Here is a 23,108-nt window from a genome sequence, read left to right as displayed (position 1 = left end):
TTCTGCACTATGAACTATTACTATTAAGGAACTTTAGCGCCCTTGTAGAGGTGGAATTGACATTTTACATTAGTATATGCTACTATAGTCTTGAAAAATTCGTTAAATAAAAATTTAACAAACTTAACGGAGGTGCTCCTATGGATGTTCTTAAGAACTTATCTCATCAACAATTTATAGACGGAGAATGGGTCAATAGTTCAAATAATGAAAAGAGAAATATTATTAACCCGTATAACCAAGAAGTGATTTTTGAAGTTGCTGAAGGTACTAAACAAGATACTGAGAAAGCCATCTTAGCAGCAAGAAGATCTTTTGAAGATGGAGAATGGGCGAACGAAACTGCTGAAGAACGCGGTAAGAAAGTACGTGCTATTGCAGATCAAATTAAAGCGCATAGAGAAGAACTTGCGCATTTAGAAACGTTAGATACTGGTAAGACATTAACAGAATCACTTGCGGATATGGATGACATTCATAATGTATTTATGTACTTCGCTGGCTTAGCTGATAAAGAAGGCGGCGAGATCATCAACACTCCTATTCAAGGTACAGAGAGTCGCGTGGTCAAAGAACCTCTAGGTGTAGTAGCACAGATCACGCCATGGAACTATCCTTTATTACAGGCATCTTGGAAGATTGCTCCGGCGCTAGCTGCTGGTTGTTCTTTAGTGATGAAGCCAAGTGAAATCACACCATTAACGACAATTCGTGTATTTGAATTGATGGAAGAAGTGGGCTTCCCTAAAGGTGTAATTAATTTAGTTCTAGGTAAAGGGGCAGAAGTAGGCGAAGTTCTGTCTTCTCATAAAGAAGTTGATCTCGTGTCATTCACTGGTGGAATTGAAACAGGAAAGCACATTATGAAACAAGCTGCTGATCACGTGACTAATATCGCCTTAGAGCTCGGTGGTAAGAATCCTAATGTCATCTTTGATGATGCAGACTTTGATGTAGCAGTGGATCAAGCACTAAACGGAGCTTACTTCCATGCCGGTCAAGTATGCTCAGCAGGATCCCGTATATTAGTCCACAACGATATCAAAGATAAGTTCGAACAAGCCTTACTCGCTCGTGTAGCTAAGATTAAATTAGGTAATGGTTTCGATGAAGAGACTGAAGTAGGACCGCTCATTTCTAAAGAGCATCGTGACAAAGTAGAAAGTTATATGGAAGTTGCTAAGAAAGAAGGGGCGACTATAGCGATAGGTGGTAAACGTCCTGACAGAGAGGACTTGCAAGACGGTTTCTTCTTTGAACCTACAGTGATTACAGATTGTGATACGTCAATGCGTATCGTCCAAGAAGAGGTCTTTGGCCCAGTGGTCACAATAGAAGGATTCTCAGATGAAGAAGAAGCCATCAGATTAGCAAACGATTCTATTTATGGCCTAGCAGGCGCAGTGTTTACACAAGATATTGGTAAGGCTCAAAGAGTTGCAAACAAACTTAAAATGGGCACCGTATGGATTAATGATTTCCATCCTTACTTTGCACAAGCGCCATGGGGTGGATATAAACAATCAGGTATTGGTAGAGAACTAGGCAAAGAAGGTTTAGAAGAATACCTTAACACTAAACACATTCTGACAAATCAATCTCCAGAACCCGTAAATTGGTTCAATAACGACTGATCAAAGCTACAGTAGACGTAAATGTTTTAGGAGGGTTATAGAAAGATGAGTAATAAATATACAGATAAACAATTCGATTACATCATTATTGGTGGAGGTAGCGCAGGTTCAGTGCTCGGAAACCGTCTCACAGCCGATGGAACGAAAGAGGTACTAGTACTTGAAGCAGGTAGAAGTGATTATCCATGGGACTTGCTTATTCAAATGCCTGCAGCACTTATGTATCCATCCGGTAACAAATTCTATGATTGGATTTACTCCACTAACGAAGAACCTCATATGAATGGCAGAAAGGTTTCACATGCACGTGGTAAGGTACTTGGTGGCTCAAGTTCAATTAATGGCATGATTTACCAACGTGGTAACCCGATGGATTACGAAGGCTGGGGCGCACCTGAAGGTATGGAAACGTGGGATTACGCCCATTGTTTGCCTTACTTTAAACGATTGGAAAAAACATTTGGCGCAGAAAATAATGACCCGTACAGAGGTTTAAACGGGCCGATTAAACTTAAACGAGGACCAGCTAAGAACCCATTATTCCAAGCATTCTTCGACGCTGCTGTTGAAGCAGGATACAAGAAGACGCCAGATGTCAATGGTTTCCGTCAAGAAGGGTTCGGACCATTTGACAGCCAAGTTCACAGAGGTCGTCGTGTGTCAGCTTCTAGAGCTTACTTACGCCCTGCTATGAAGCGCAAGAATTTATCAGTTGAAACGCGTGCATTTGTAACGCGTTTGAATTTTGAAGGTCGAAAAGTAACTGGTGTAACTTACAAGAAGAACGGTAAAGAACATACTGTGAATGCGAAAGAAGTCATCTTATCAGGCGGTGCTTTCAACACGCCACAATTACTTCAACTATCCGGTATTGGCGATTCAGAACACTTGCGTTCAGTAGGTATAGAACCACGTATACACCTACCTGGTGTAGGTGAGAACTTCGAAGATCATCTTGAAGTATATATTCAACATGCTTGTAAGAAACCAGTATCGATGCAACCAAGCTTGAATAAATTAAAGATGCCATGGATTGGTTTACAATGGATACTAGGACGCAAAGGACCAGCAGCTTCTAACCACTTTGAGGGTGGAGGTTTCGTCCGTTCAAACGATGAAGTTGATTACCCTAATCTCATGTTCCACTTCTTGCCTTTAGCGGTTCGTTATGATGGTCAAAAAGCGAAAACAGAACATGGTTATCAAGTCCATGTAGGTCCAATGTACTCTAATTCTCGTGGTAGCTTGAAGATTAAATCTAAAGATCCATTTGAACATCCAGATTTCGTCTTCAATTATCTATCTACTAAAGAGGATGAAAAAGAGTGGACTGAAGCGATTAGAGTTGCGCGTAATATTCTATCTCAACCTGCATTGAAACCATTTGATGCTGGAGAAATTTCACCAGGACCAGAAGTTCAAACTGACGAAGAAATTATAGAATGGGTGAAAAATGACGGAGAAACAGCGCTGCATCCATCTTGTAGTGCGAAGATGGGACCAGCTTCAGATCCGATGGCTGTCGTTGATCCACTAACTATGAAAGTTCATGGAATGGAGAACTTACGAGTAGTCGATGCATCAGCTATGCCAAGAACGACAAACGGTAATATTCATTCCCCTGTATTAATGTTAGCTGAAAAAGCAGCTGATATTATTCTAGGCAAAGAACCATTAGCACCGCAATACGTTGATTATTATAAACATGGTGTGCACGACGAGGATGCAGGCACGGTAAAATAATTGCTCGTGCCCATATTAATTGAAGTGACCGCACCGAGTGTTATAAATTGATAAGTCTGGCTAATAGATAGAAATTAAATGTTTTGATAGCGAGAGGCTGGGACATAATGTAATGTCCCAGCCTCTTGGCAGTAGATGACTGACTTGAAAATGCACTTGTATCAAGCTTTTTTCAATTCTAGTTATCCTTGCTGGAGCGGGACAGAAATCTTTTTATTCAAATTAGATTTCTGTCCCGCTTTTTCTTTTATTATCATCAATCATATTTTTATGAAAATATTACCTCATTTATCAATTCGTGTGCTAAGGTATAGATATGGCTAAGAAAGAGAAAGTCTAGCATTGATGTTTCGAATTATAATTGAAGTATTAAGCACGGAGTGACTCAGAATCTAATGCTACAGAGTAGTGTAGTCAACTGGAGGACGACCATTTTTCAAGTGAGTCTCGTTCTATTAACAAAGACATCGCCTTTGAGTTAGCGCTTAACTTTTTACTTCGCATAAATAGTTAAATTAACAGAATTGATGATGTATAATTGTAGTATGCTAGAGTCGACTTAGATACCGTTACGTGAGGTGAGGCTTCAAGGAGACTTATGATAGAATGAATTGACGGAAAATTTAGATTTTAACTCATGGGTCATTGAAGTATGAAAGTGCTTTTACTTAAAAATAATAAAACATAATAACATATTCGAAATTGACAGCGCTTTCAATTCAGTTTATCTTTGATTTAGAAAGATTATTACGAATTGTCTGTAAATACATAAAGCAAAGGGTGGGGAAGATGAAGAGATATCGTTATTACATAATCGCAATGATTATTATCATGACTATGATCAACTATATAGACCGTGGTTCAATCTCATACGCTCAAGCTGATATTATTAAAGAATTCGGTTTTGATAAAGTGGCTTGGGGTTCTATATTAGGTTATTTCGGTTATGGATATATGCTCGGTTCACTTTTTGGGGGTATAACTTCAGATAAAAAGGGACCGAAATTCGTCTGGATATTGGCGGGAACTGCGTGGTCCATATTTGAAATGTGTATGGCTTTTGCTGGTGAGTTAGGACTCGCTGTATTTGGAGGGTCTGCGATCGCCGGTTTCGCTGTTTTACGTGTGCTATTCGGGTTCTCTGAGGGACCTTTATTTTCAACTATGAATAAGACGAATGCGAACTGGGCAGCGCCTAAAGAGCGCGGTTTCTTATCAGCTCTTGGTCTCATCGGCGTGCCTCTAGGTGCATTGATCACTGCCCCTATCGCATCATTCATGCTGTCTGTAACTTCTTGGCGTGTATTATTTATCGTCATGGGTGCAGTGGGATTAGTTTGGGTTGTGATTTGGAATAAGATGTTTACCAACTACCCAGAAGATAACCCTAAAGTATCTAAAGAAGAATTAGCAGCTATACGTTCAACGGATGATACAGTTTCTGGCGAAAAAACAGTTGAAACTGAAGATGACTCCAACGAACGTTGGTATCATTTCTTTAAAAGTCCAACTCTCATTTTCAATACTATAGGCTACTTTGGATTCCAATATATTAATTTCCTCGTATTAACATGGACGCCAAAGTATTTACAGGATGAATACCATTTCGAAATTCATTCTCTATGGTATTTAGGTATGATTCCATGGATTGGAGCGGTATTTACTGCTTACTTGGGTGGTAAGTTATCTGATTGGTTGCGACATAAGACAGGTAGTTTATGGATAGCACGTTCAGGTCTATCAATCTTCGGAATGGTTCTAGCAGCTATTTGTTTCTTAATCATTCCTACAACTAATAGTATTCCGTTGATCATGTTCTTAATGATGCTTGGTGTCGCGTTCTTATTCTTACCTAATGCTGTTTATTGGGCTGTTGTTATCGACACTGCACCTAAGAACGCAGGAACGTATGGCGGTATAACGCATTTCTTTGTTAACAGCGCGACTATCATCGCTCCAACTTTAACAGGTATACTCGTTGCATCATACGGTTACTCATCAATGTTTATTTCTGCAGTAGTATCAGCGGTTATAGGAATTATAGCAATGACCTTTGTTCGACCAGGTTATAAGAAGATGAAGCACAGTTCTTAATAAGATGATGTAGAGCACAACTCAACCACGTATAAGTCTATTTAGCAACGAAGAATGCAGGATGAGCTATTGTACAACAAATTAAGAACTAAGAGAGAATACGAGCAAAGGAACATATGCTAACTTCTATTCTAGTCAAGATTTTAGTGGTAGACGACAAATTGAAATATCTAGTTGGGAGCGGGACAGAAATCTAATTTGAATAAAAAGATTTCTGCCCCGCTCCCTTTGAGTTTAATAATATATGGAGTAGCTCAATGTGTGCTTATTTCCGTATATTTACGACTATAAGCGTAAAATCTATGTCTCGTTATATCATAATTAGTCCTCGCAAAGATAATCGATTGACCCTTAAATGAGACCTCATCAATTTAAACTGCTTCTACACCAATTTTTATTTATTAGTATATTTGTTTAGCGTACGTGAAGTTCTAAGCGTAGACCTTTAATTTCAAGCCTTCTCCTCAATCCATTTTAATACCGTATTAAAGTAAGGCATTTGAGGATTGATACAATACATGTGATCTAATTGAGCAGGAGCACACAATTCTATTAGATCACTGTTATTCTTTGCGATGAAATCAAATGTAGTTTCAATGCGTACTTTCTCATCATCTATACCGTGAAGAATATAAGTTGGCTTCTCAATTGGAAGTCTACTTAGTGGAGAAGCGGCGTATAATGCATCGTCAGAAGCTTCACCAAAGTATTCCAAAGCGGCGTCCTCACCCAGATGCTGATCTTTAGTAAATTTCACATCTGTAACGGGTGCTAATGCAACGATCCGATCAGCGTATTGTTGAGTATTAAGTACGAGTTGACCTCCAACTGAGTGTCCCAGTGTAATAAGGGCTTGACTCTCTTTGAAAAAGTCAGAAGACTTGAAGGTTTCAAGCGCTAACGCTACATCTTCTTCAGGGATAGGCCAACGGTGATCGCCCCGTCGGTATTCGATATTAACCACGTTATAACCTTGCTGAAAGAGTTGCTCAGCAAAGGGCTCCATTATCTCAACACTAATACGTTGTCGCCAATACCCTCCGTGGACGATCACTATCCAGTCTTCATTATCACTATGGTCGTATATCTGCATGTACTGTTCTTCACTCTGCCCGTATTTGAGTTCTTTCGCCAAATGAGACAACTCCTTTCCTCTCAAACTTAATCATAATATACGTTACCCCTAGATTTAGTAGCAAAAACTAATAAAATATATTATAAAATTTAAGAGAATTAACATTTTATTAAAAGTTTTTTGTTATATTTAAATTAAGATGTTTATTGTGAAATATTTTTAAAGAAATGGAGTGGAGAGTGATTAGAAAGTTAATACGTGTCGTTGTTCCCTGTTTGCTGTTGCTTACCGCTTGTAATGTCTCCCAAAGTCCGGCTCATCAAACAGTTTCCGTAGAAGCGGTAGGAGATAATTTAATTCATCCATCTATTTATAACGAAGCGAGACAATCAGATGGCTCGTTTGATTTCAAATCGATGTATAAACCATTAAAGAAGCGTATGTCTCACTCTGATATCGCCTTTATTAATCAAGAATCACCAATAGGAGGTGACGATAAACCGTATCATGGTTTCAAGAGGTTCAATACACCGAGTGCGGTAGCAGACGACATCGTAGATACAGGTTTCAATATGATCAATGGTTCAAACAACCATGCGCTTGATCAAGGTATGAGTGGTTTGAAGAATGAACTCAGTATTTGGGATCACTTTAAAGATAAAGTAACCTATACAGGTACGTATCGGAGTCAAAAAGAAAGAGATCATATTAAAGTTAAAAATGTAAAAGGCGTTAAAGTCGCTTTAATTAGCTATACATATGGTACAAATGGGCTGAAACCTGCACATAATTATAATATTAATCGCTTTGATAAAGATCAGATTAAAGCAGATATACAGAAAGCTAAGAAATTAAGTGATGTCGTCATGGTTTCAACGCATTGGGGAAAAGAAGGTACTCATAAAACAACGCCTATGCAAAAAGAATATGCACAATATATTGCCAATCAAGGTGCTGATGTGATCATAGGTACTCATCCCCACGTCATCCAACCAGTTCAATGGCTAAAAGGACAGAGTGGTCACAAAACACTTGTAGCTTATTCCCTCGGCAATTTCTTAAATGGTCAAGCTACAGGTGATGAGAATAATGTGCTTGGTGGAGATTTACATTTCGATATAGCTAAAGATGGGAACAAGACTAAAATTAAACATGTGCATTGGCAAGCAGTAGTTACGCACTATGAACCGAAAAATCCTCAGACAGGTGAAGGTAAAGCGCACTTTAAAGAACTGCCATTAGAGAAGTACAATGATAAACTTGCGCAAAGACATAAATTAAATTATAAACAAGGAAGCACTGTCTCAGTGGCTCGCTTGAAGCAAATTAACGAAGACACCATTTCTCCAGAATTTCGGAAATAGTAAATAAACGAAGGAATCAAGTAATGAAAAGCGTCCTAAATTAATCATCAGGATGAGATTAAGAATAGGTCCAGAAGCTTCGTACTCGCCTTTAAAATTAAAATGATTAAATAAGTAACATCACCTTGAGTGAGGCTGGGACATAATGGTCTTTGACTAGAGAGAAAGAGGGAGCGGGACAGAAATCTTTTTATTCAAATTAGATTTCTGTCCCGCTCCCTTAAGTAGTATACGTTAGCACAATTCCTGCTTGTTGCGTATACTACTTTTTTAATAGTAGTTAAGTTAAAGTGTAAAATTTTACAAAATAATATTGTGAAAACTTTATAACTACTGGTATTAAAGTAATTTTAAAAAATTCATTTATTTTAAGCGCTTACAAAAAATACAATATTTTGTATATTTAAGTTGCATGTAAAATATCTCTAGTTTGCTTGTTAGGTCGACTTCTATTTAAATTTATGGTGTGAACTGTGATATACAAAATTCACTAACTATAAGAATGAATATACAATATAATGTATATTAAAGTTAGTAAAATATTGATTTGACGACAATTTAAAAAAGAGTATAATAGCGGAGTATGCAATATATTGTATAACATAGTTAAAGTTATTAGCTGTCTGAAATTGAGCTCAATATTCTATATATAGACGATAAATTGGAAATTAAATTATTTGCCATAACTTTTTACTACGTTAAAGAAACATGAATATAAAAGAAATTAGGAGTTATTATGTCACAAAATCAAAAAGGAAAGATTAATTTACCGCAACTTGTTTTACTTGGTCTAGGTTCACTCATCGGTTCCGGTTGGCTATTTGGTGCTTGGGAAGCATCTTCAATCGCAGGACCAGCCGCTATCATCTCATGGATTATAGGTTTCATAGTCATTGGAACTATTGCCTACAACTATATAGAGATAGGTGTGATGTTTCCGCAGTCAGGAGGGATGAGCAACTACGCTCAATACACACACGGCTCTTTACTCGGATTTATCGCGTCATGGGCGAACTGGGTTTCTCTCGTAACTATTATTCCGATAGAAGCAGTAGCTGCTGTTCAATATATGAGTTCTTGGCCGTGGGAGTGGGCTAAATTCACGAGTGGTTTAATGAACGATGGACAAATTAGTAACATCGGTCTCTTCACTGTTTATATCATCATCATTATTTTTTCACTTTTAAATTATTGGTCAGTCAAGTTATTGACTTCTTTCACTAGCTTAATATCAGTATTTAAACTTGGCGTACCTCTCGTAACGATTATCATGCTCATCGTTTCTGGTTTCCACAGTGAGAACTATGGGCATAGTATACATGAATTCATGCCTTACGGAAGTGCACCGGTATTTGCAGCAACGACAGCTTCAGGTATTATCTTCTCATTTAATGCCTTTCAGACTATTATCAATATGGGGTCTGAAATACAGAAGCCTGAGAAGAATATTCTTCGTGGTATAGTTATCAGCTTGTCGTTAAGCGCGCTTTTATACATTATATTACAAAGTACTTTCGTTACTTCTATGCCAGTGGATTACTTGCATAGCCATGGGGGATGGAGCGGTATTAACTTTAACTCTCCATTTGCAGATATGGCTATACTGCTCAGTTTGAATTGGCTAGCTATACTTCTATACGTAGAAGCGGTCGTCTCACCATTCGGTACTGGCGTGTCATTCGTTGCAGTGACTGGCCGAGTATTACGCGCGATGGAGAAAAATGGACATATTCCTAAATTTTTAGGCAAAATGAATAAAAAATACAATATACCACGTGTAGCTATTATCTTTAATGCAGTGATTAGTATGGTCATGGTTACAGTCTTTCGTGATTGGGGCACGCTAGCAAGTGTTATTTCAACAGCCACACTCGTTGCATATCTTACTGGACCAACGACGGTCATTGCTTTACGTAAAATGGGGCCGAAATTACACAGACCATTTAGAGCAGGTATGTTGAAATTCATGGCTCCTTTCTCATTCGTCTTAGCTTCATTAGCCATATATTGGGCGATGTGGCCTACGACTGCAGAAGTTATCTTTATTATCATTCTCGGTTTACCAATTTATTTCTTCTATGAGTATAAGATGAATTGGAAGAATACGACGAAACAGATTGGTGGAAGCTTATGGATCATTGTTTACCTCATTGTACTTGCAGGCTTATCGTTTATAGGTAGTAAAGAATTTAAAGGTATTAACCTTATTCACTATCCTTATGACTTTATCGTTATTGCGATTGTTGCTTTAATATTCTACTACATTGGTTCATCAAGTTACTTTGAAAGTAAATATTATAAAAATGCGCAAAAGCTTAATAAGAAAATGCGCAAACAATTGCGTGAAGAACGTAAAGCGTCTCAATCAGAGAGTTAAAGAGGGAATGACTCAAAGACTGGAAATGGACATCTCACAAGTTTCTGTACTCTGGGCAACCGGTTAACAGCGTCCTAAAAGTGGGAGTGTCGTCAGAAACGTGCGACGTTCGACAAAATTTGAGGAGCGGGGCAGAAATCAAATTTGAATAAAAAGATTTCTGTCCCGCTCCCTTTTTCTCTCTAGTCAAAGATCATTATGTCCCAGCCTTATCGTACGGTTGTGATCAGATTCTCAACGCTTCTGTCACTAACTCGCTTCAACCAACTTTAGCCAGCACTTCTCAGCTATGCTATTTCTAGGCATCAGATGAAGTGCTGGCTTTTGATTTGGTATTAAGTTGTTCTGGGTTTAAGCGAAGTATTAGCTATTCTTTAAATAAGTAGTGAAGAGTTCAACGTAATACTCAGTAAAGTCGAGGTATTTATCTTTACTTACACATTCGTTAATTTGATGTGGGTTCTCCCCAGGGCCAAATACTATAAATGGGAAATCTTCATCTTTGTCACGTAATAAATTAGATGCGTCGGTGATTGCCACAGTAGGCGCTGCTTCGAACTCATCATTAAATTTCTCATTTGCGAGAGCTTTCGCATAATCTACTAGAGCGTTCTTACCATTAGTTAATACGGACTCTAAATCGAGGTAGAGATCGCTTTCAAGTTGAGCGCCGTTTTGATTGTGTTTTTCTAATGTCTGATTGAAAAGTTGTTTCACGCGTGCATTATTGTATTCTGGGATAGTGCGAATATTAAATTCAGCCTCTGCATTATCAGGAACTGAATTGACTTGTGTACCACCTGAAATAACGGTGTTACTAATGACTAATCCTTCGAGCACGTTTTTAATGTATTCTGGGTCTATAGATTGTGGTAATTGTGGCTCTATCTTGTGATACATACCGCTTAAGTTCAATGATTGACTGCGGTTGTCTTTTAAGATTTCCTCGTATTCTTTGTCTATGTCTTTGATAAAGTCAATGAGCGGTGTAATGGCATTTTTACCTATGACTGGCATAGAGCTATGAGCAGCTTTACCTTTAGAAATAATGCGATAATCCATGGAGCCTTTATGAGCAATCACTAACATGTTTTGACAAGGCTCTGCGATGACAAGCGCATCAACGTCGTTCATTTCTCCAGCTTCATATGCTTTTTGAGAGCCGAGTTGTGCTTTTTCTTCTCCAGTAGTAGCAATGAATTTAATGCGACCTTTAGGTAATAAGTCGTTTTCTTTAATTTCAATTAATGCGATGGCTAAAGCAGCTAATCCTGATTTCATATCTGCTGCGCCTCGTCCGTAAAGCATGCCATCGTCTTCAGTTAAAGTGAAGGGGTCATACTTCCATTGCTCATGTTTCCCCTCTGGGACTACATCCATATGTCCAGAGATACCTAGCACAGGAGATCCTTCTCCAATTTCTGCAATCAAGTTCGCACGGTTCTCTTCGACTTCTTGGATTCTAGAGTCAATTCCATGCTTGTTGAATAACTGTTGCAAGTATCGAGCTACTTCAATTTCGTTATCATTCACTGTGTTCATTGCCACAATATCAGATAATATTTGCACTTTTTCCTCGTTAGAAAATGTGCTCATAACCTATCACTCCTTTGTATAACTAATTAAATTATACTACTCAAAAAATTTAAATGTTAAACAAACTGCTTTTATAAAGGGTGAACTAATAATTTTATAAAAAATAAAAGGAGGTAGAGTGGGGATAAGGTTGAGATATAAAGTTTCAGTGCTCTGGGAAATCGATTAACGGCGTCCTAAGAGCAGGATTGTCGACAGACAATTTCACGAGCAGGGAGCGGGACAGAAATCTTTTTATTCAAATTAGATTTCTGTCCCGCTCAACTCCTCAACGTTTTTGTCACAACCTCAGCTATTTGAGCGACTACAGCGCACTTTATTACATATGTAGTTAAGGTTTGAAGCATAATGAAAACATAAAAATACAGTCGAGGAAGAAACATGGATTAAGGAAAAACCTCGACTGTACATACATAATTTTTGAAAAAGAGTTATAAGTCACTTATGTTGAAATTATTTTTCTTGGAAGCCACCTGATACAAATTGAGAAACAATTTCTTTGATAACTGCGATAATTTTATCTAGCACATCAGTCACCTCCCGTAGGGATATTTCAACTACACTTGTAAATTAACATCATCTCTTGAAAATGTGTTGAAAATTGCTTAGATGGTCGTTATTAATGCTTAACTGTTAAAATAAATATAAAATAATTGCCTGAGTGTATTCATTTTAGTAAAGATAATTAATTTTTCGAAATTAAAGGTGTATACCCAGTTGTTTGTTGAATATTGTTACTCTAAGTTGTATATTAAACTTACATTATTTCTGACGAATTTATAAAATGGTAGAACTACGTTTAATATAAGTGGGTGTATACTATGAAAATAATTAATTTAGGAGCAGAGCGATTAGCCAGTGAATACGCTGCGATAGAAATCGTTAAAGCAATCATTAACAAGCCTACAACTACATTAGGTCTAGCGACAGGAAATACAATGATAAATGTCTACCATGAACTCGTTAAACTGATCAACCTCAATCAACTTAACCTTAGTTCTGTGCATACTTTTAATCTTGATGAATATATGAAGCTTGGTAAAGGTGATAAAGAAAGCTATCACTCCTATATGTATCGCTACCTTTTCGACCATAATGAGACATGGAATAAAGACAATATCCACATTCCTAATGGGAAAGTACGAGATATTACCGAGGAAATAAAGAATTACGAAACTCACTTAAGTCAAGACGGGCCAGTTGATATTCAATTACTAGGTATCGGAGAGAATGGTCATATTGGTTTTAACGAGCCAGGCGCTTCTTTCGATAGCACTACGCGTGTAGTGAACTTAACGAAGTCGACTCTGAACGCTAATAGGCAACACTTTAATAACGAAGCGGATATCCCTACTCAAGCAATATCAATGGGCCTGAAGTCAATTATGTCAGCTCAGCGTATTATCTTATTAGCCTTTGGAGAGAAAAAGAGAGAAGCGATACAAAGATTAGTCGAGGGAGAAATATCGGAAGACTTACCTGCCTCGATACTACATCATCATCCAGATGTTGAAGTGGTGGTTGATGATGAAATTTATAAGTATTTAAACATTTAATCCACAATAGAGCAGTGAAATGATACCGAGATCTTAAACATACTAAGATGAGTCTGGGACATAAATCTTAGAAAAAATAGCACTCAGATGATTTAATTCATTTCATCTGAGTGTTTCATCTTGGGAACGGGACAGAAATCTTTTTATTCAGATTAGATTTCTGTCCCGCTTCCTTATTTTTTAATAGCCAGAATCTATTTCTTTGCCATCTTCATCATACTTTGTAACGTAGCCATCGTCAGCATCAATAATATAAGAACCTGCGAGGTTACCTTTTTTATCTGTGAAGGAGAACCCCCAAGTATTCCCTTTTTTCTCAGGTTCTTTATAGGTGTATTTACTAGTATCTAGTGTTTTGCCTTCAAATGATTCAACTTTATCGATCACGTTGCTACGTGTTACTTTAGAGTGTTCAGAAGTGTGGCTGGTAGTGTCATCACTTTTCGATTTTTTATCAATCTCTCTCTCTGAGTGATCCTCAATATCATCATCGTTGAAAGCTAGCTTGACTTTAGATACCTGTTCACCTTTCTCAGGGCTTGGAACATTTAGTGTATTAGACTTAAATGTCTTACCTTCTACCGTCGTCGTAGCGTAAACTTCTACTTTATCATCGGGTGCATATGGGCCAAATTCTTTATCACTATAAGCGCTAAATTTACCTTGTTCCTTACCATTGATATATAATTTGAGAGAATCATTATCATAATATAAAGAGTCGATTGAGACAGTGAAACGTTTCTGTTTAAAGTTAGTAGTTGCTGAATTATCGTGAGACATATCGATGAGTAGCTCACCTTTAAAGTTCTTTCCGTTGATCTTTTCTGTAGCGTCTAAATGATAAATACCGAGAGGAAAATCACCTAATACTTTTGTTTTATCTTTTTCAAGCTTAACTTTTTCAGTGTTCCCGTTTCTTTTATAATGTAACTCACCTGTGTCCTCTGGAGTGATAGAAACAGGTTGCTTTGGTACTTCAAAGTCATAGTTCTTAAAGATAACTAACTTTTTACCATTCTGTTGAATATCAACTAACGTATGCTCTGAAGTAGTTACAGCTTTCGAGCCTAATTTATCTCTATGTACAGTTTTTGCACTTGATTCAATCTCATTGGCAACACGTGTAGGGTTATCTGTTTCTTTAATATAGTCGTAGAAAGCTTGAGTTTCTTCTTTAGAAAGGTGTTTTCCATCACAAGTTAAATGTTGTGAAAGACTGGATATTTTGCCATTCTTTAAGTCTTTAGCAATAGCTTCTCCTTCTTTCTTAACTGATAATTGGTTATCTACTATCTTGTAAGTTATAAATAATAAAATGAGCGCTAAAACTATAGCTATCGTGATCACCCATGGTAATTTTGATTTATGAGGTCTTCTTTGTGGATAACTATTTATATTTTTCGGTTCAGTTCGATCTTTGTGACTTGTTTGATGAATAGGTGTGCCACACTGGGTACATACCTTTTGATTGTCTTTAACATGAGCACCACAATTTGAGCAAAAGTTCATAATCATACTCCTCTATAATTAAAGTTTATTCTCTGAAGAAATTGTTCGTAAATGAAGAAGTCATATTGCCAATTAACGGGCCAACAATACTCTCTATAAAGAGACGCATAACAATTAATAACACGATGATATAGATAATTATCGCAAAGATGACAGGGAAGCGTACCTCATGATCAGCGCTATATCTAGCAAATAAGTATACCGGTGCTACAAAGAATAAGAGCAGGGCTAATGATGAGATGAATAATGCGAGTACAGGCGCATTTATAGCTCCCAATAGAAATCCGATAATAAAGAAGATGATAGAATATGTGTTTATTAATATATAGTCTGAGATAGCCTTACTAAGTGAAATATTAATATTTAATAAGCGTACTAAGCCATAAGTAAGGAAGAAGTTAATCGCTATTCCAATAATGATAAATAATATAGTTCTAAGAATGAAGGGAGACTTAGTGCCATTACTAGTGAAATAACCTATTTCTGAAGGTGTTGCGATAGTTAAGCAAATTGTCGTGATGATTAGACCTAGAATAATTAAGGTTGCTATCGTCTTAAAACTAAAGAAATCACGGCTTGAGATGTGATGATCTGGACAGCGAAAAGCCGTGCTAAAGAAACGCTTCATTTCGTTAAGAATATGAAGTGATTGTTGCTTAAATTGATCGCTCGTTTGATCGTTGCCTTTTTGATCATGTGCATCTTGCTGTCGCTGTGGCTCATTTTCAATATGCTGTGCTCTCGTGATATATGTATGTTGTTGATCGTCAGGCACACCGTCTGTCTTTTCAACTGACTCAGTCTGATTTTCCTTAGCACCATGAGATAATTCTCGAGGGTCGTCATTATTACTCGTAGACCGCTCTGTATTAATCTTACTTTGTGTTGGGGATAAATCCTGTGCATGAATAGAATTGTGAGCGCGCTCTGTTGTCCCGGGAGTGTTGTTTGTAAGTTTTGTGCCACATTCGCCGCAGAATAAATCGTTAGATTCAACTGAGTTTCCGCAATTTGGACACTGCATAATTGATTCCTCCTATCGTTACAAAATGTTATCTTACAATATAGTATCATAAAATTTAGTATTTAGGATGTTAATATTATGAAATTTAGAAGATTTGGCAAAATTATGTAGTTTTCAAATGTAATAATAGCTCTGCAGTGAAACATTACTGAAAGACATTAGTGTGATATCGGTGATGTCACAATTTTTAAAGTTAGATAATGACGGAAGTGATGGTTAGCAGAATAAATCGATCATCGGTTTCTCAGTGAATACAAGTTTATGTCTCAGCCTTTTTAAAAATTTGTAATAAAATAAAATTAGATATAAGATACATTGAATAATATTCACAAGTGTGATTGAATTTAATTGGTAGAGTGATAATACTTCGTTTGTGAGAGGTGGGACAATAAGTGGAATTAAAGCATGTAACAAAGAAGTTTGATCAGAATACTGTGCTAAATGATATTAGTTTCTCCTTTAATCAAAGTCATATTGTTGGCTTAATAGGAAAGAATGGGGCAGGCAAGACCACTCTAATGAAAGTGATGAATGGTAATATTACTGACTATTCTGGAACGGTCCAATACGATGACGATGAGCGACTGGGCTATCTTATCGAACAGCCGAAATTCTACCGTAATAAGACGGGTCTCTATAACTTGAAATTCTTTAGCCGTTTATTAGGGGAAGGATTTGATAGCTCATTTACTGAAAAGATTATTGAGCGGTTCGATATGAAAGGCTTTATTAATAAGAAGACAGGTAAGTATTCCATGGGGATGAAACAACGCTTGGCTATTGCGATTTCTCTCATGAGTAAACCGAATTATCTTATTCTGGACGAGCCAACTAATGGGATGGATCCAGATAGTTCGATAGATATATTAACCACACTTAAGGAGTTTGCGCAAGACTATAATATTAAAATATTGATCTCAAGCCATAAGTTAGAAGATATAGAGCTAATTTGTGATCGAGCTATATTTCTTAAAAACTCTAATATCGTAGCTGATAAGGAACTTACTGAATCAGGTAAGGTTGAGGGGTATACGATGCTTCAATTAAAGAAAGCGGACTTTACAAAAGCGCAGGACTTATTAAAAGATGAGATGTCGATACATACAGTGATTGACGCTGAACATGCACTTTACCTTGATTTACAACAGGACTTGTCAAATATGTTAGAAAAGCTTGCACAACATCACATTTACCCAATGATGATAGATAATCGGTACAAGTCCCTAAGAGATACTTACTTCAGTTTGAACAAGGAGGAGCGTTAAGATGGATATTTCAATTTTAACTCGATACGATCTTAAACGAATGTTTCTTAGTATGTGGACTTACATTGGAATTCTGCTCGCATCAGCTCCAGCTATCATAATATTTATAATCTTGTTAATACATCAGAATAAAACGCCTGCTGACGGCTTAGTTGTAATTATCACCCCTTTAATTTCTATAGTTGGAATGCTGGCTATTGTTAAGACGATCACTCGTGATTTTTCACAAGAAACGATAGAGTTGATCTTAAATAAGAAAGATAACCGTTTAAGATATTTGGTGGGTAAATTATTGTCAATTACATTAATAGCTCTTATTTTTACGCCACTTCCTTATGTTATAAGTGGAGTGTTATATTTATTCTTAAATAAAGGTGCAGGTCTCGATTGGACAACGTGTGGGCATAATTGTCTTATTAGTATGTTGATGTATCTCTGTTTGGGTCTCTTATTTTATATTTTAATCATGTTAGTTAAACAGCCGTCATTGATATATACGTTAACGATATTAGTTTTATTGGGTAGCCCTATACTTCCACTGTTAGGGCTTGTCTCCCCTAAAATTTCTGAAGTTATAAACTTTATGACTCATTACGTTCCTTACGTCTATCTCCCGATCAATCTTTACAAAGGTAGTGGTGATTTAACAGCGGTACAGGGGCTCATTTCTATTGGTTTAATCGTCTTGCTAATTATTGGTTCTACTTGGATAACTCAAAGACGAAATATATAGTACAAATGGATATGATAAAAGAGGTTTAGAAACTAATGCAGTGAGGTTTTGCAAGACTAAAAAAGTAGGTGTAAAAATGAGCGTGACGTTAGAATGTTGCTTCTCATTCTTGCACCTACTTTTTTATATAGTATTTAAACTATGAAATTGTTTATCTGAATCTTAAATAGTTCTATCTCTTTTGTATTTATAGAGGAGCGAATTCATTTTTTATTGCTGTACCTCTAGGTATTAGCGTACATGTTAGCTTTTGAATTAATTGTATGAAGCAAAGGAAAGTGAGGCGTTGCGCATTTGACTTATAGCTCACTTAACCTATTCTTCCGTAACGAGATTTGAGCGTAAGTTCAGTCGCTGACTTCTCAACACACTTTCTTAAATTCAGCCTATATTTCATGTGAATAATAACAAAGATATATACAAGCCCAATAGAGTACATACTAACACGGGGAGGGTGATTACAATCCCCGTCTTGAAATACGTCCCCCAACTTATTTTGACGTCTTTTTTAGCAAGCACATGTAACCAAAGTAGAGTTGCTAAGGAACCAATTGGTGTTATCTTCGGACCTAGATCTGAGCCGATAACATTCGCGTAAACGAGAGATTCTCTCAAGATGCCGCTAGTATGGAGTTCTTGGATAGCCAGTGCATGAGTTAAGACAGTAGGTAAGTTGTTCATCACTGAGGCAAGTATCGCTGATAAGAATCCCATACCGATAATGCTTGAGAATGTACCATGTTGAGTGAAGTGATGAATAACATTTGCTAACAGATGTGTAATGCCTGCATTCTTCAGACCAAAGACGACAACGTACATACCGATAGAGAAGAGCACGATATTCCAAGGTGCTTGTTTCAATACCTCATTTGTGTGAACAGCTGATGAGCGCTTAGATAGGAAGAGTAAGATGACTGCAACGACTATGGCAATAAGAGAGACCGGGATGTTAGTGAAGCCACTAGCAATGTAGCCTATGAGCAAAATAGCAAGCGCAACCCATGACCAACGAAATAGTTTGATATCCTTTATGGCTCGCTGGGGTTCTTGAAGACGGGCAAGGTCAAAACTGTTAGGAATGGATTTTCTGAAGTATAGCCATAAGACGATGAGACTGCTCACTAACGCAAATAAATTCGGAATCATCATATGTATGAAATAGTTTATGAAACTGATGTGAAAGAAATCAGCTGAGATGATATTCACTAAATTACTAATGGTAAAAGGGAGCGACGTAGCATCAGCGATAAATCCACATCCGATGACAAAGGGGAAGATGACCCTGTTGCTTGCATTTAAGTGTCGCACCATAGCTAGAACAATAGGTGTAAGTATTAAAGCGCCCCCATCATTAGCGAAAAAAGCGCTGATTAACGAGCCCAGGACTAAGATATAGAGGAACATCTTTAAACCATGACCACGAGCAGCTTTCACTATGTGACGTGCTGACCACTCAAATAAGCCAATTGTATCTAAGATAATTGAAATGATGATGAGTGCCACAAAGGTTAAGGTCGCATTCCATACTATCCGCGTGACGTCTAGTACATCTGACACAGTAACAACGCCAGTAATAAGGGCTAAGCAACCTCCTATTAGCGCTGAGATACTAATATCTAATCCTTTAGGTTGCCAAATAACAAATATAAGTGTCAGGATGAATATTGTAGTTGCGAACCATATCAAATCTTATTTTACCTCCTTAACGTTACAAGCTTAGCATGTAATAACGGGCATGACTAAGGGAGCGAGGCAGAAATCTAATTTGAATAAAAAGATTTTGTAGTCCCGCTCCCTATTGTTAATCACCGTGTTTAACGAGGAATGCCGATCACATGTCCGAATTGTGGAGGCATTTCTCGCGCTTCTTGTTTGTCATATCTTGATTTAATCTTCTCCAATACTTCTTCCGGGAAATTCATACTTTTACGTTGATAATTACTTACTGCCATCATCATCACTTCATAAGTGGCTGCCCGTTCGTTGTCTCCATTCAACATCGTTAAAAATAGATGGATCCGCTTGTGATCATAGTCGTATATGTAAGGATCTATATAGAAACTCTCGTGGACTTGTAACTCTCGTAAGAATGAAATGTGCGATTCTAGAGAGAATACTGTACACTCATTATTTTGGCGATAGTCAATAGTAAACCCCATGTTTTCAAACAATTCTACGACCGCATCGCTAAATATAGCATAATATGTAGCATCGTGTAAGTGATTATTATGGTCAATCCATTCAGGTTTAACTTTATTTTCTGCGATAAATTCTAAATCCATACCCATTCCCCCCATCTTAATATATGCCTAACGCATTTATTGTAGCAATGTTGCTAAATATAAGTCTAAGCTTCTGTTTCAAATAATGGAGCAAGGCCCAATACTTTGATTATGATAGTCATACTCCAGTCAGGCTTTTTTAGAAAGCGTAAGCTAAGTGTTAGACGTGATCATTGCGATTCCTTCAACAATTGGTATTAATATTTACGCAAAAAGTTTACTGAACGATTATAAAGTGTTTGGACTACATGGGATTGAACTGCGTTGAGCACCTGTTCAATTACCTGAGTCTTGAAAGCGAGTATTCTAATATTAAAACCATGAGTAGGCAATTGTGAGATCGCCAAACGACAGTCATCATGTTGAGCACTAGACTTCATCACCTCGTAAACACGATCAATCAATTTTTGTGATACTTTTGGATGGATAAAGTAACATGAGCCGAGATGGGTATAGCCTTCCATATAACCGATGCCACTTACACATTCTTTGTCTGGATTTAAGCGTAAATTGTCAAAAACAACAAGTTGATCGTCGATGTAAATTTCATTGAGTAAATGAATTTGTTGATAACTGAAATTGGCGTCATTTCTATCATAACCTGGAGTTACGATGTCAGTATAGAAGAGTGAACTTGTAGAGCGCAGATTAAAGCGATTAAATTGAAAGAAATTAGCATTTGCATAAGCGATAATAGGATCGCCTACATATTCAAGGTATGAATGATGTTCCAAATTGAAAGTTTGATATTGTTCAACGTGGTCTTCTAATGTCTTATATATTTTGGTGGCACCTTGTGAAGTGAGTGTGACGTGGGCGTCGTCTTCCACGTTAAAGTTCATCTTATAACGATCGCCATCTAAATAACCGCCACCGACATTAACAATGTAGAATGTCGGGATAGCGGATCCATTTAGATAAATAGGGCGCATGACTTTGAGTGCTTTTTCGAAGAAGATGTCACGAGCTACAGAACGGCGTCCGTTATGGAACACAGTTATATCAAGCTGTCCTGTCCAAGCACGTTGATTTGTTTCACGTGGCATTAGGCTAATCCTTTGAGGAAGACATCGCGCTCTATCCAGTCTATAACGTGATCTAAGCCCTCGTCTGTCTTAAGGTTTGTAAAAGCAAAGGGGCGGTCGCCTCTAAATGTACGGGTATCTTCTTCCATTTGTTCTAATGAAGCACCTACATATGGCGCCAAATCTGTCTTGTTAATCACAAAGAAATCAGATTTAATCATACCTTGACCACCTTTACGTGGTATCTTCTCACCTTGAGCCACATCGATAATATAAATAGAGAAATCGACGAGCTCTGGACTGAATGTCGCTGCTAAATTATCGCCACCCGATTCGATAAAGATGAGCTCAATGTCGTCATTTCGTTCTTTCAATTCCTCGATAGCTGCAAAGTTCATAGAAGCATCTTCGCGAATCGCTGTGTGCGGGCAACCTCCAGTTTCTACACCAATAATGCGCTCTTCAGGTAGCACACCTGTATCTACCAGGATCTTTTCATCTTCTTTCGTATAGATATCGTTAGTGATAACGCCGATGCTCAGCTCTTGTGATAGGCGCTTTACAATTTTCTCAACTAATTGGGTTTTACCTGCGCCGACCGGACCACCAATACCTATCTTAATTGTGTCAGTCATCGAAAATTCCTCCTATTTTCTTATAAAGTAAAGTGTTAGCTAACTAAATGCTTAAGAAATAAATATTCGCACATTAACGTGTTCATGTTCCATTTGATTGAGCTCTAAACCAGGTGCGGTGATGCCTAGCTCTGATTCTTTAATTTCAAAAATACGCTCTCGGACACTTGTGATAATTGGATAAAGCCGATTGACGATACGCTGACCTGCAGTTTGACCTAAAGGGATGGCACGTACAGCATTTTGTGTCAAGCTTGAAACGTTTTGATAGAGATAATAGTCTATGATAGATTCTAACGCTACGTTAAGATGGTGGCCTAGCATCGTGAAGACGATGGCTGGGTGGAGTTGAGCATTCTTATCAAGCATTTGTTGATGATACCAATCGATCCATTGACTATCATAGAGTTCGAGTGCAAGCTTCGCCATACGTCGACCCATTTGCTTAGTTCCTTGACGGGTTTCTTTTGGTAAATTTTGTACATAAATTAATCGATCAAGATGGAGTAGTTTATCAGTATCGTTATTCACTATAGCTTCATGAGTTAAGCGCATAGCTAAACCGTCTGAATAAGTGAGCTGTTCGTTTAGAAATAACTTTAACCATTGATAAAAAGTTTGCTCATCGTGAACGGTCTGCCGTTGAATATAGGTTTCCAGTCCTAATGAGTGACTAAATGCCCCTGTAGGAAATTGAGAATCACAAAATTGAAATAATCTCAGCTCTGCGTGATCAATCATGAGAATGACCTATATGTCGAAATGCCTTGTTTACTTTACGATCTTCATGACTGTATGGAATGTCTAGTTCTATTAATAGATCTTCTACAAGATAGTCATATTGAACAAGCACTTCTGTTTCAGTAAATTGAGCAGGCATGTGACGATTCCCTAATTGGTGTGCGATATCTCCCATTTCCTTTAAAGAGCGTGGTTTAATCACCAATAAATCTTCAGCATTAACGTCTACTACTATCATGTTGTCAGCATCTTGATAAAGGATGTCACCGTATTCGAGGTCAATAGGATTTTTTAACCGAATGCCGATTTCATTGCCGTGGTCTGTCGTTACGCGTTGAATCCTTTTAACGAGATCTGAGTTTTCTAAATAAACCTTTTCAATGTGTTTATTTTTCTCCTCAGCAGATAAGTTAGCAATATTACCTTGTATTTCTTCTATGATCATATGATTCATT

Annotated in this window: 18 protein-coding genes; 8 read left to right on the top strand and 10 right to left on the bottom strand. The window is 37.4% G+C overall.

Translation table 11 applies throughout. From position 1 onward, the window contains the following. The first annotated feature begins 140 nt into the window (after positions 1-140). The 3 genes from betB (at position 141) to N9R04_RS01750 (ending at position 5,471) form a co-directional block, all read left to right on the top strand. Positions 141-1,634: a betaine-aldehyde dehydrogenase gene (gene betB / locus N9R04_RS01760; protein ID WP_262854197.1), complete on the top strand. Its 1,494-nt coding sequence runs from the start codon at positions 141-143 to the stop codon at positions 1,632-1,634. Between the two features lie 45 nt (positions 1,635-1,679). Continuing rightward, the gene (gene betA / locus N9R04_RS01755; protein WP_262854192.1) at positions 1,680-3,377 is read left to right on the top strand and encodes a choline dehydrogenase; all 1,698 of its coding nucleotides are present in this window, start codon (positions 1,680-1,682) and stop codon (positions 3,375-3,377) included. A 789-nt stretch (positions 3,378-4,166) separates the two neighbouring features. Next, positions 4,167-5,471 carry an MFS transporter gene (locus tag N9R04_RS01750; RefSeq protein ID WP_262854187.1) on the top strand — a complete coding sequence of 435 codons (1,305 nt, stop codon included), beginning with the start codon at positions 4,167-4,169 and terminating at the stop codon, positions 5,469-5,471. 451 nt (positions 5,472-5,922) lie between these two features. Here the strand turns inward: N9R04_RS01750 and N9R04_RS01745 are convergent, their stop codons facing one another. After that, a complete protein-coding gene (locus N9R04_RS01745; RefSeq protein ID WP_262854183.1) occupies positions 5,923-6,606 on the bottom strand; it encodes an alpha/beta hydrolase family protein in 684 nt (227 codons plus the stop codon). 167 nt (positions 6,607-6,773) lie between these two features. Here N9R04_RS01745 and N9R04_RS01740 point away from each other — a divergent pair, with 167 nt between their 5' ends. Both N9R04_RS01740 and N9R04_RS01735 read left to right on the top strand, forming a co-directional pair. Next, on the top strand, positions 6,774-7,910 hold the full coding sequence (locus N9R04_RS01740; RefSeq protein ID WP_262854176.1) for a CapA family protein: 1,137 nt from the start codon (positions 6,774-6,776) through the stop codon (positions 7,908-7,910). 736 nt (positions 7,911-8,646) lie between these two features. Next, positions 8,647-10,287 (top strand): APC family permease, encoded by a 1,641-nt coding sequence (locus tag N9R04_RS01735; protein ID WP_262854171.1) that lies wholly within the window; start codon positions 8,647-8,649, stop codon positions 10,285-10,287. A gap of 363 nt (positions 10,288-10,650) precedes the next feature. Here N9R04_RS01735 and N9R04_RS01730 read toward each other — a convergent pair whose 3' ends face one another. Next, positions 10,651-11,883 (bottom strand): ArgE/DapE family deacylase, encoded by a 1,233-nt coding sequence (locus tag N9R04_RS01730; protein ID WP_262854169.1) that lies wholly within the window; start codon positions 11,881-11,883, stop codon positions 10,651-10,653. A gap of 821 nt (positions 11,884-12,704) precedes the next feature. Here N9R04_RS01730 and nagB point away from each other — a divergent pair. Continuing rightward, positions 12,705-13,439 (top strand): glucosamine-6-phosphate deaminase, encoded by a 735-nt coding sequence (gene nagB / locus N9R04_RS01725; protein WP_262854164.1) that lies wholly within the window; start codon positions 12,705-12,707, stop codon positions 13,437-13,439. A gap of 180 nt (positions 13,440-13,619) precedes the next feature. Here the strand turns inward: nagB and N9R04_RS01720 are convergent, their stop codons facing one another. Then, positions 13,620-14,948 (bottom strand): TcaA 3rd/4th domain-containing protein, encoded by a 1,329-nt coding sequence (locus N9R04_RS01720; RefSeq protein WP_262854160.1) that lies wholly within the window; start codon positions 14,946-14,948, stop codon positions 13,620-13,622. Positions 14,949-14,973: 25 nt separating this feature from the next. Continuing rightward, on the bottom strand, positions 14,974-15,972 hold the full coding sequence (locus N9R04_RS01715; RefSeq protein ID WP_262854153.1) for a zinc ribbon domain-containing protein: 999 nt from the start codon (positions 15,970-15,972) through the stop codon (positions 14,974-14,976). A 392-nt stretch (positions 15,973-16,364) separates the two neighbouring features. Here N9R04_RS01715 and pmtC point away from each other — a divergent pair, with 392 nt between their 5' ends. Together pmtC and N9R04_RS01705 are read left to right on the top strand one after the other, a co-directional pair. Continuing rightward, entirely contained in the window at positions 16,365-17,237 is an 873-nt protein-coding gene (gene pmtC / locus N9R04_RS01710) for a phenol-soluble modulin export ABC transporter ATP-binding protein PmtC (protein ID WP_262854150.1), read from the top strand. A gap of 1 nt (position 17,238) precedes the next feature. Further along, entirely contained in the window at positions 17,239-17,970 is a 732-nt protein-coding gene (locus tag N9R04_RS01705) for an ABC transporter permease (protein ID WP_262854146.1), read from the top strand. Positions 17,971-18,363: 393 nt separating this feature from the next. Here the strand turns inward: N9R04_RS01705 and N9R04_RS01700 are convergent, their stop codons facing one another. The 6 genes from N9R04_RS01700 to ureE form a co-directional block, all read right to left on the bottom strand. Continuing rightward, on the bottom strand, positions 18,364-19,656 hold the full coding sequence (locus N9R04_RS01700) for an arsenic transporter (RefSeq protein ID WP_306439785.1): 1,293 nt from the start codon (positions 19,654-19,656) through the stop codon (positions 18,364-18,366). Between the two features lie 128 nt (positions 19,657-19,784). After that, on the bottom strand, positions 19,785-20,252 hold the full coding sequence (locus tag N9R04_RS01695; RefSeq protein ID WP_262854142.1) for a thioesterase family protein: 468 nt from the start codon (positions 20,250-20,252) through the stop codon (positions 19,785-19,787). A 197-nt stretch (positions 20,253-20,449) separates the two neighbouring features. Then, positions 20,450-21,298, bottom strand: coding sequence for an urease accessory protein UreD (locus N9R04_RS01690; RefSeq protein ID WP_262854136.1), 849 nt, complete (start codon positions 21,296-21,298; stop codon positions 20,450-20,452). Continuing rightward, on the bottom strand, positions 21,298-21,912 hold the full coding sequence (gene ureG, locus N9R04_RS01685) for an urease accessory protein UreG (RefSeq protein WP_262854132.1): 615 nt from the start codon (positions 21,910-21,912) through the stop codon (positions 21,298-21,300). The genes N9R04_RS01690 and ureG overlap by 1 nt, the downstream gene beginning before the upstream one ends. Positions 21,913-21,963: 51 nt before the next feature. Next, positions 21,964-22,653 carry an urease accessory protein UreF gene (locus N9R04_RS01680; RefSeq protein ID WP_262854130.1) on the bottom strand — a complete coding sequence of 230 codons (690 nt, stop codon included), beginning with the start codon at positions 22,651-22,653 and terminating at the stop codon, positions 21,964-21,966. Further along, entirely contained in the window at positions 22,646-23,098 is a 453-nt protein-coding gene (gene ureE, locus N9R04_RS01675) for an urease accessory protein UreE (RefSeq protein WP_262854128.1), read from the bottom strand. The genes N9R04_RS01680 and ureE overlap by 8 nt, the downstream gene beginning before the upstream one ends. Between the last annotated feature and the right edge of the window lie 10 nt (positions 23,099-23,108).

This window comes from Staphylococcus marylandisciuri, from assembly GCF_025519785.1.
In the GTDB taxonomy this organism is placed as follows: Bacteria; Bacillota; Bacilli; order Staphylococcales; family Staphylococcaceae; genus Staphylococcus; species Staphylococcus marylandisciuri.
The sequence above is the reverse complement of the archived record's forward strand: the minus strand, read 5'-3'. Positions and strand labels throughout refer to the sequence as shown.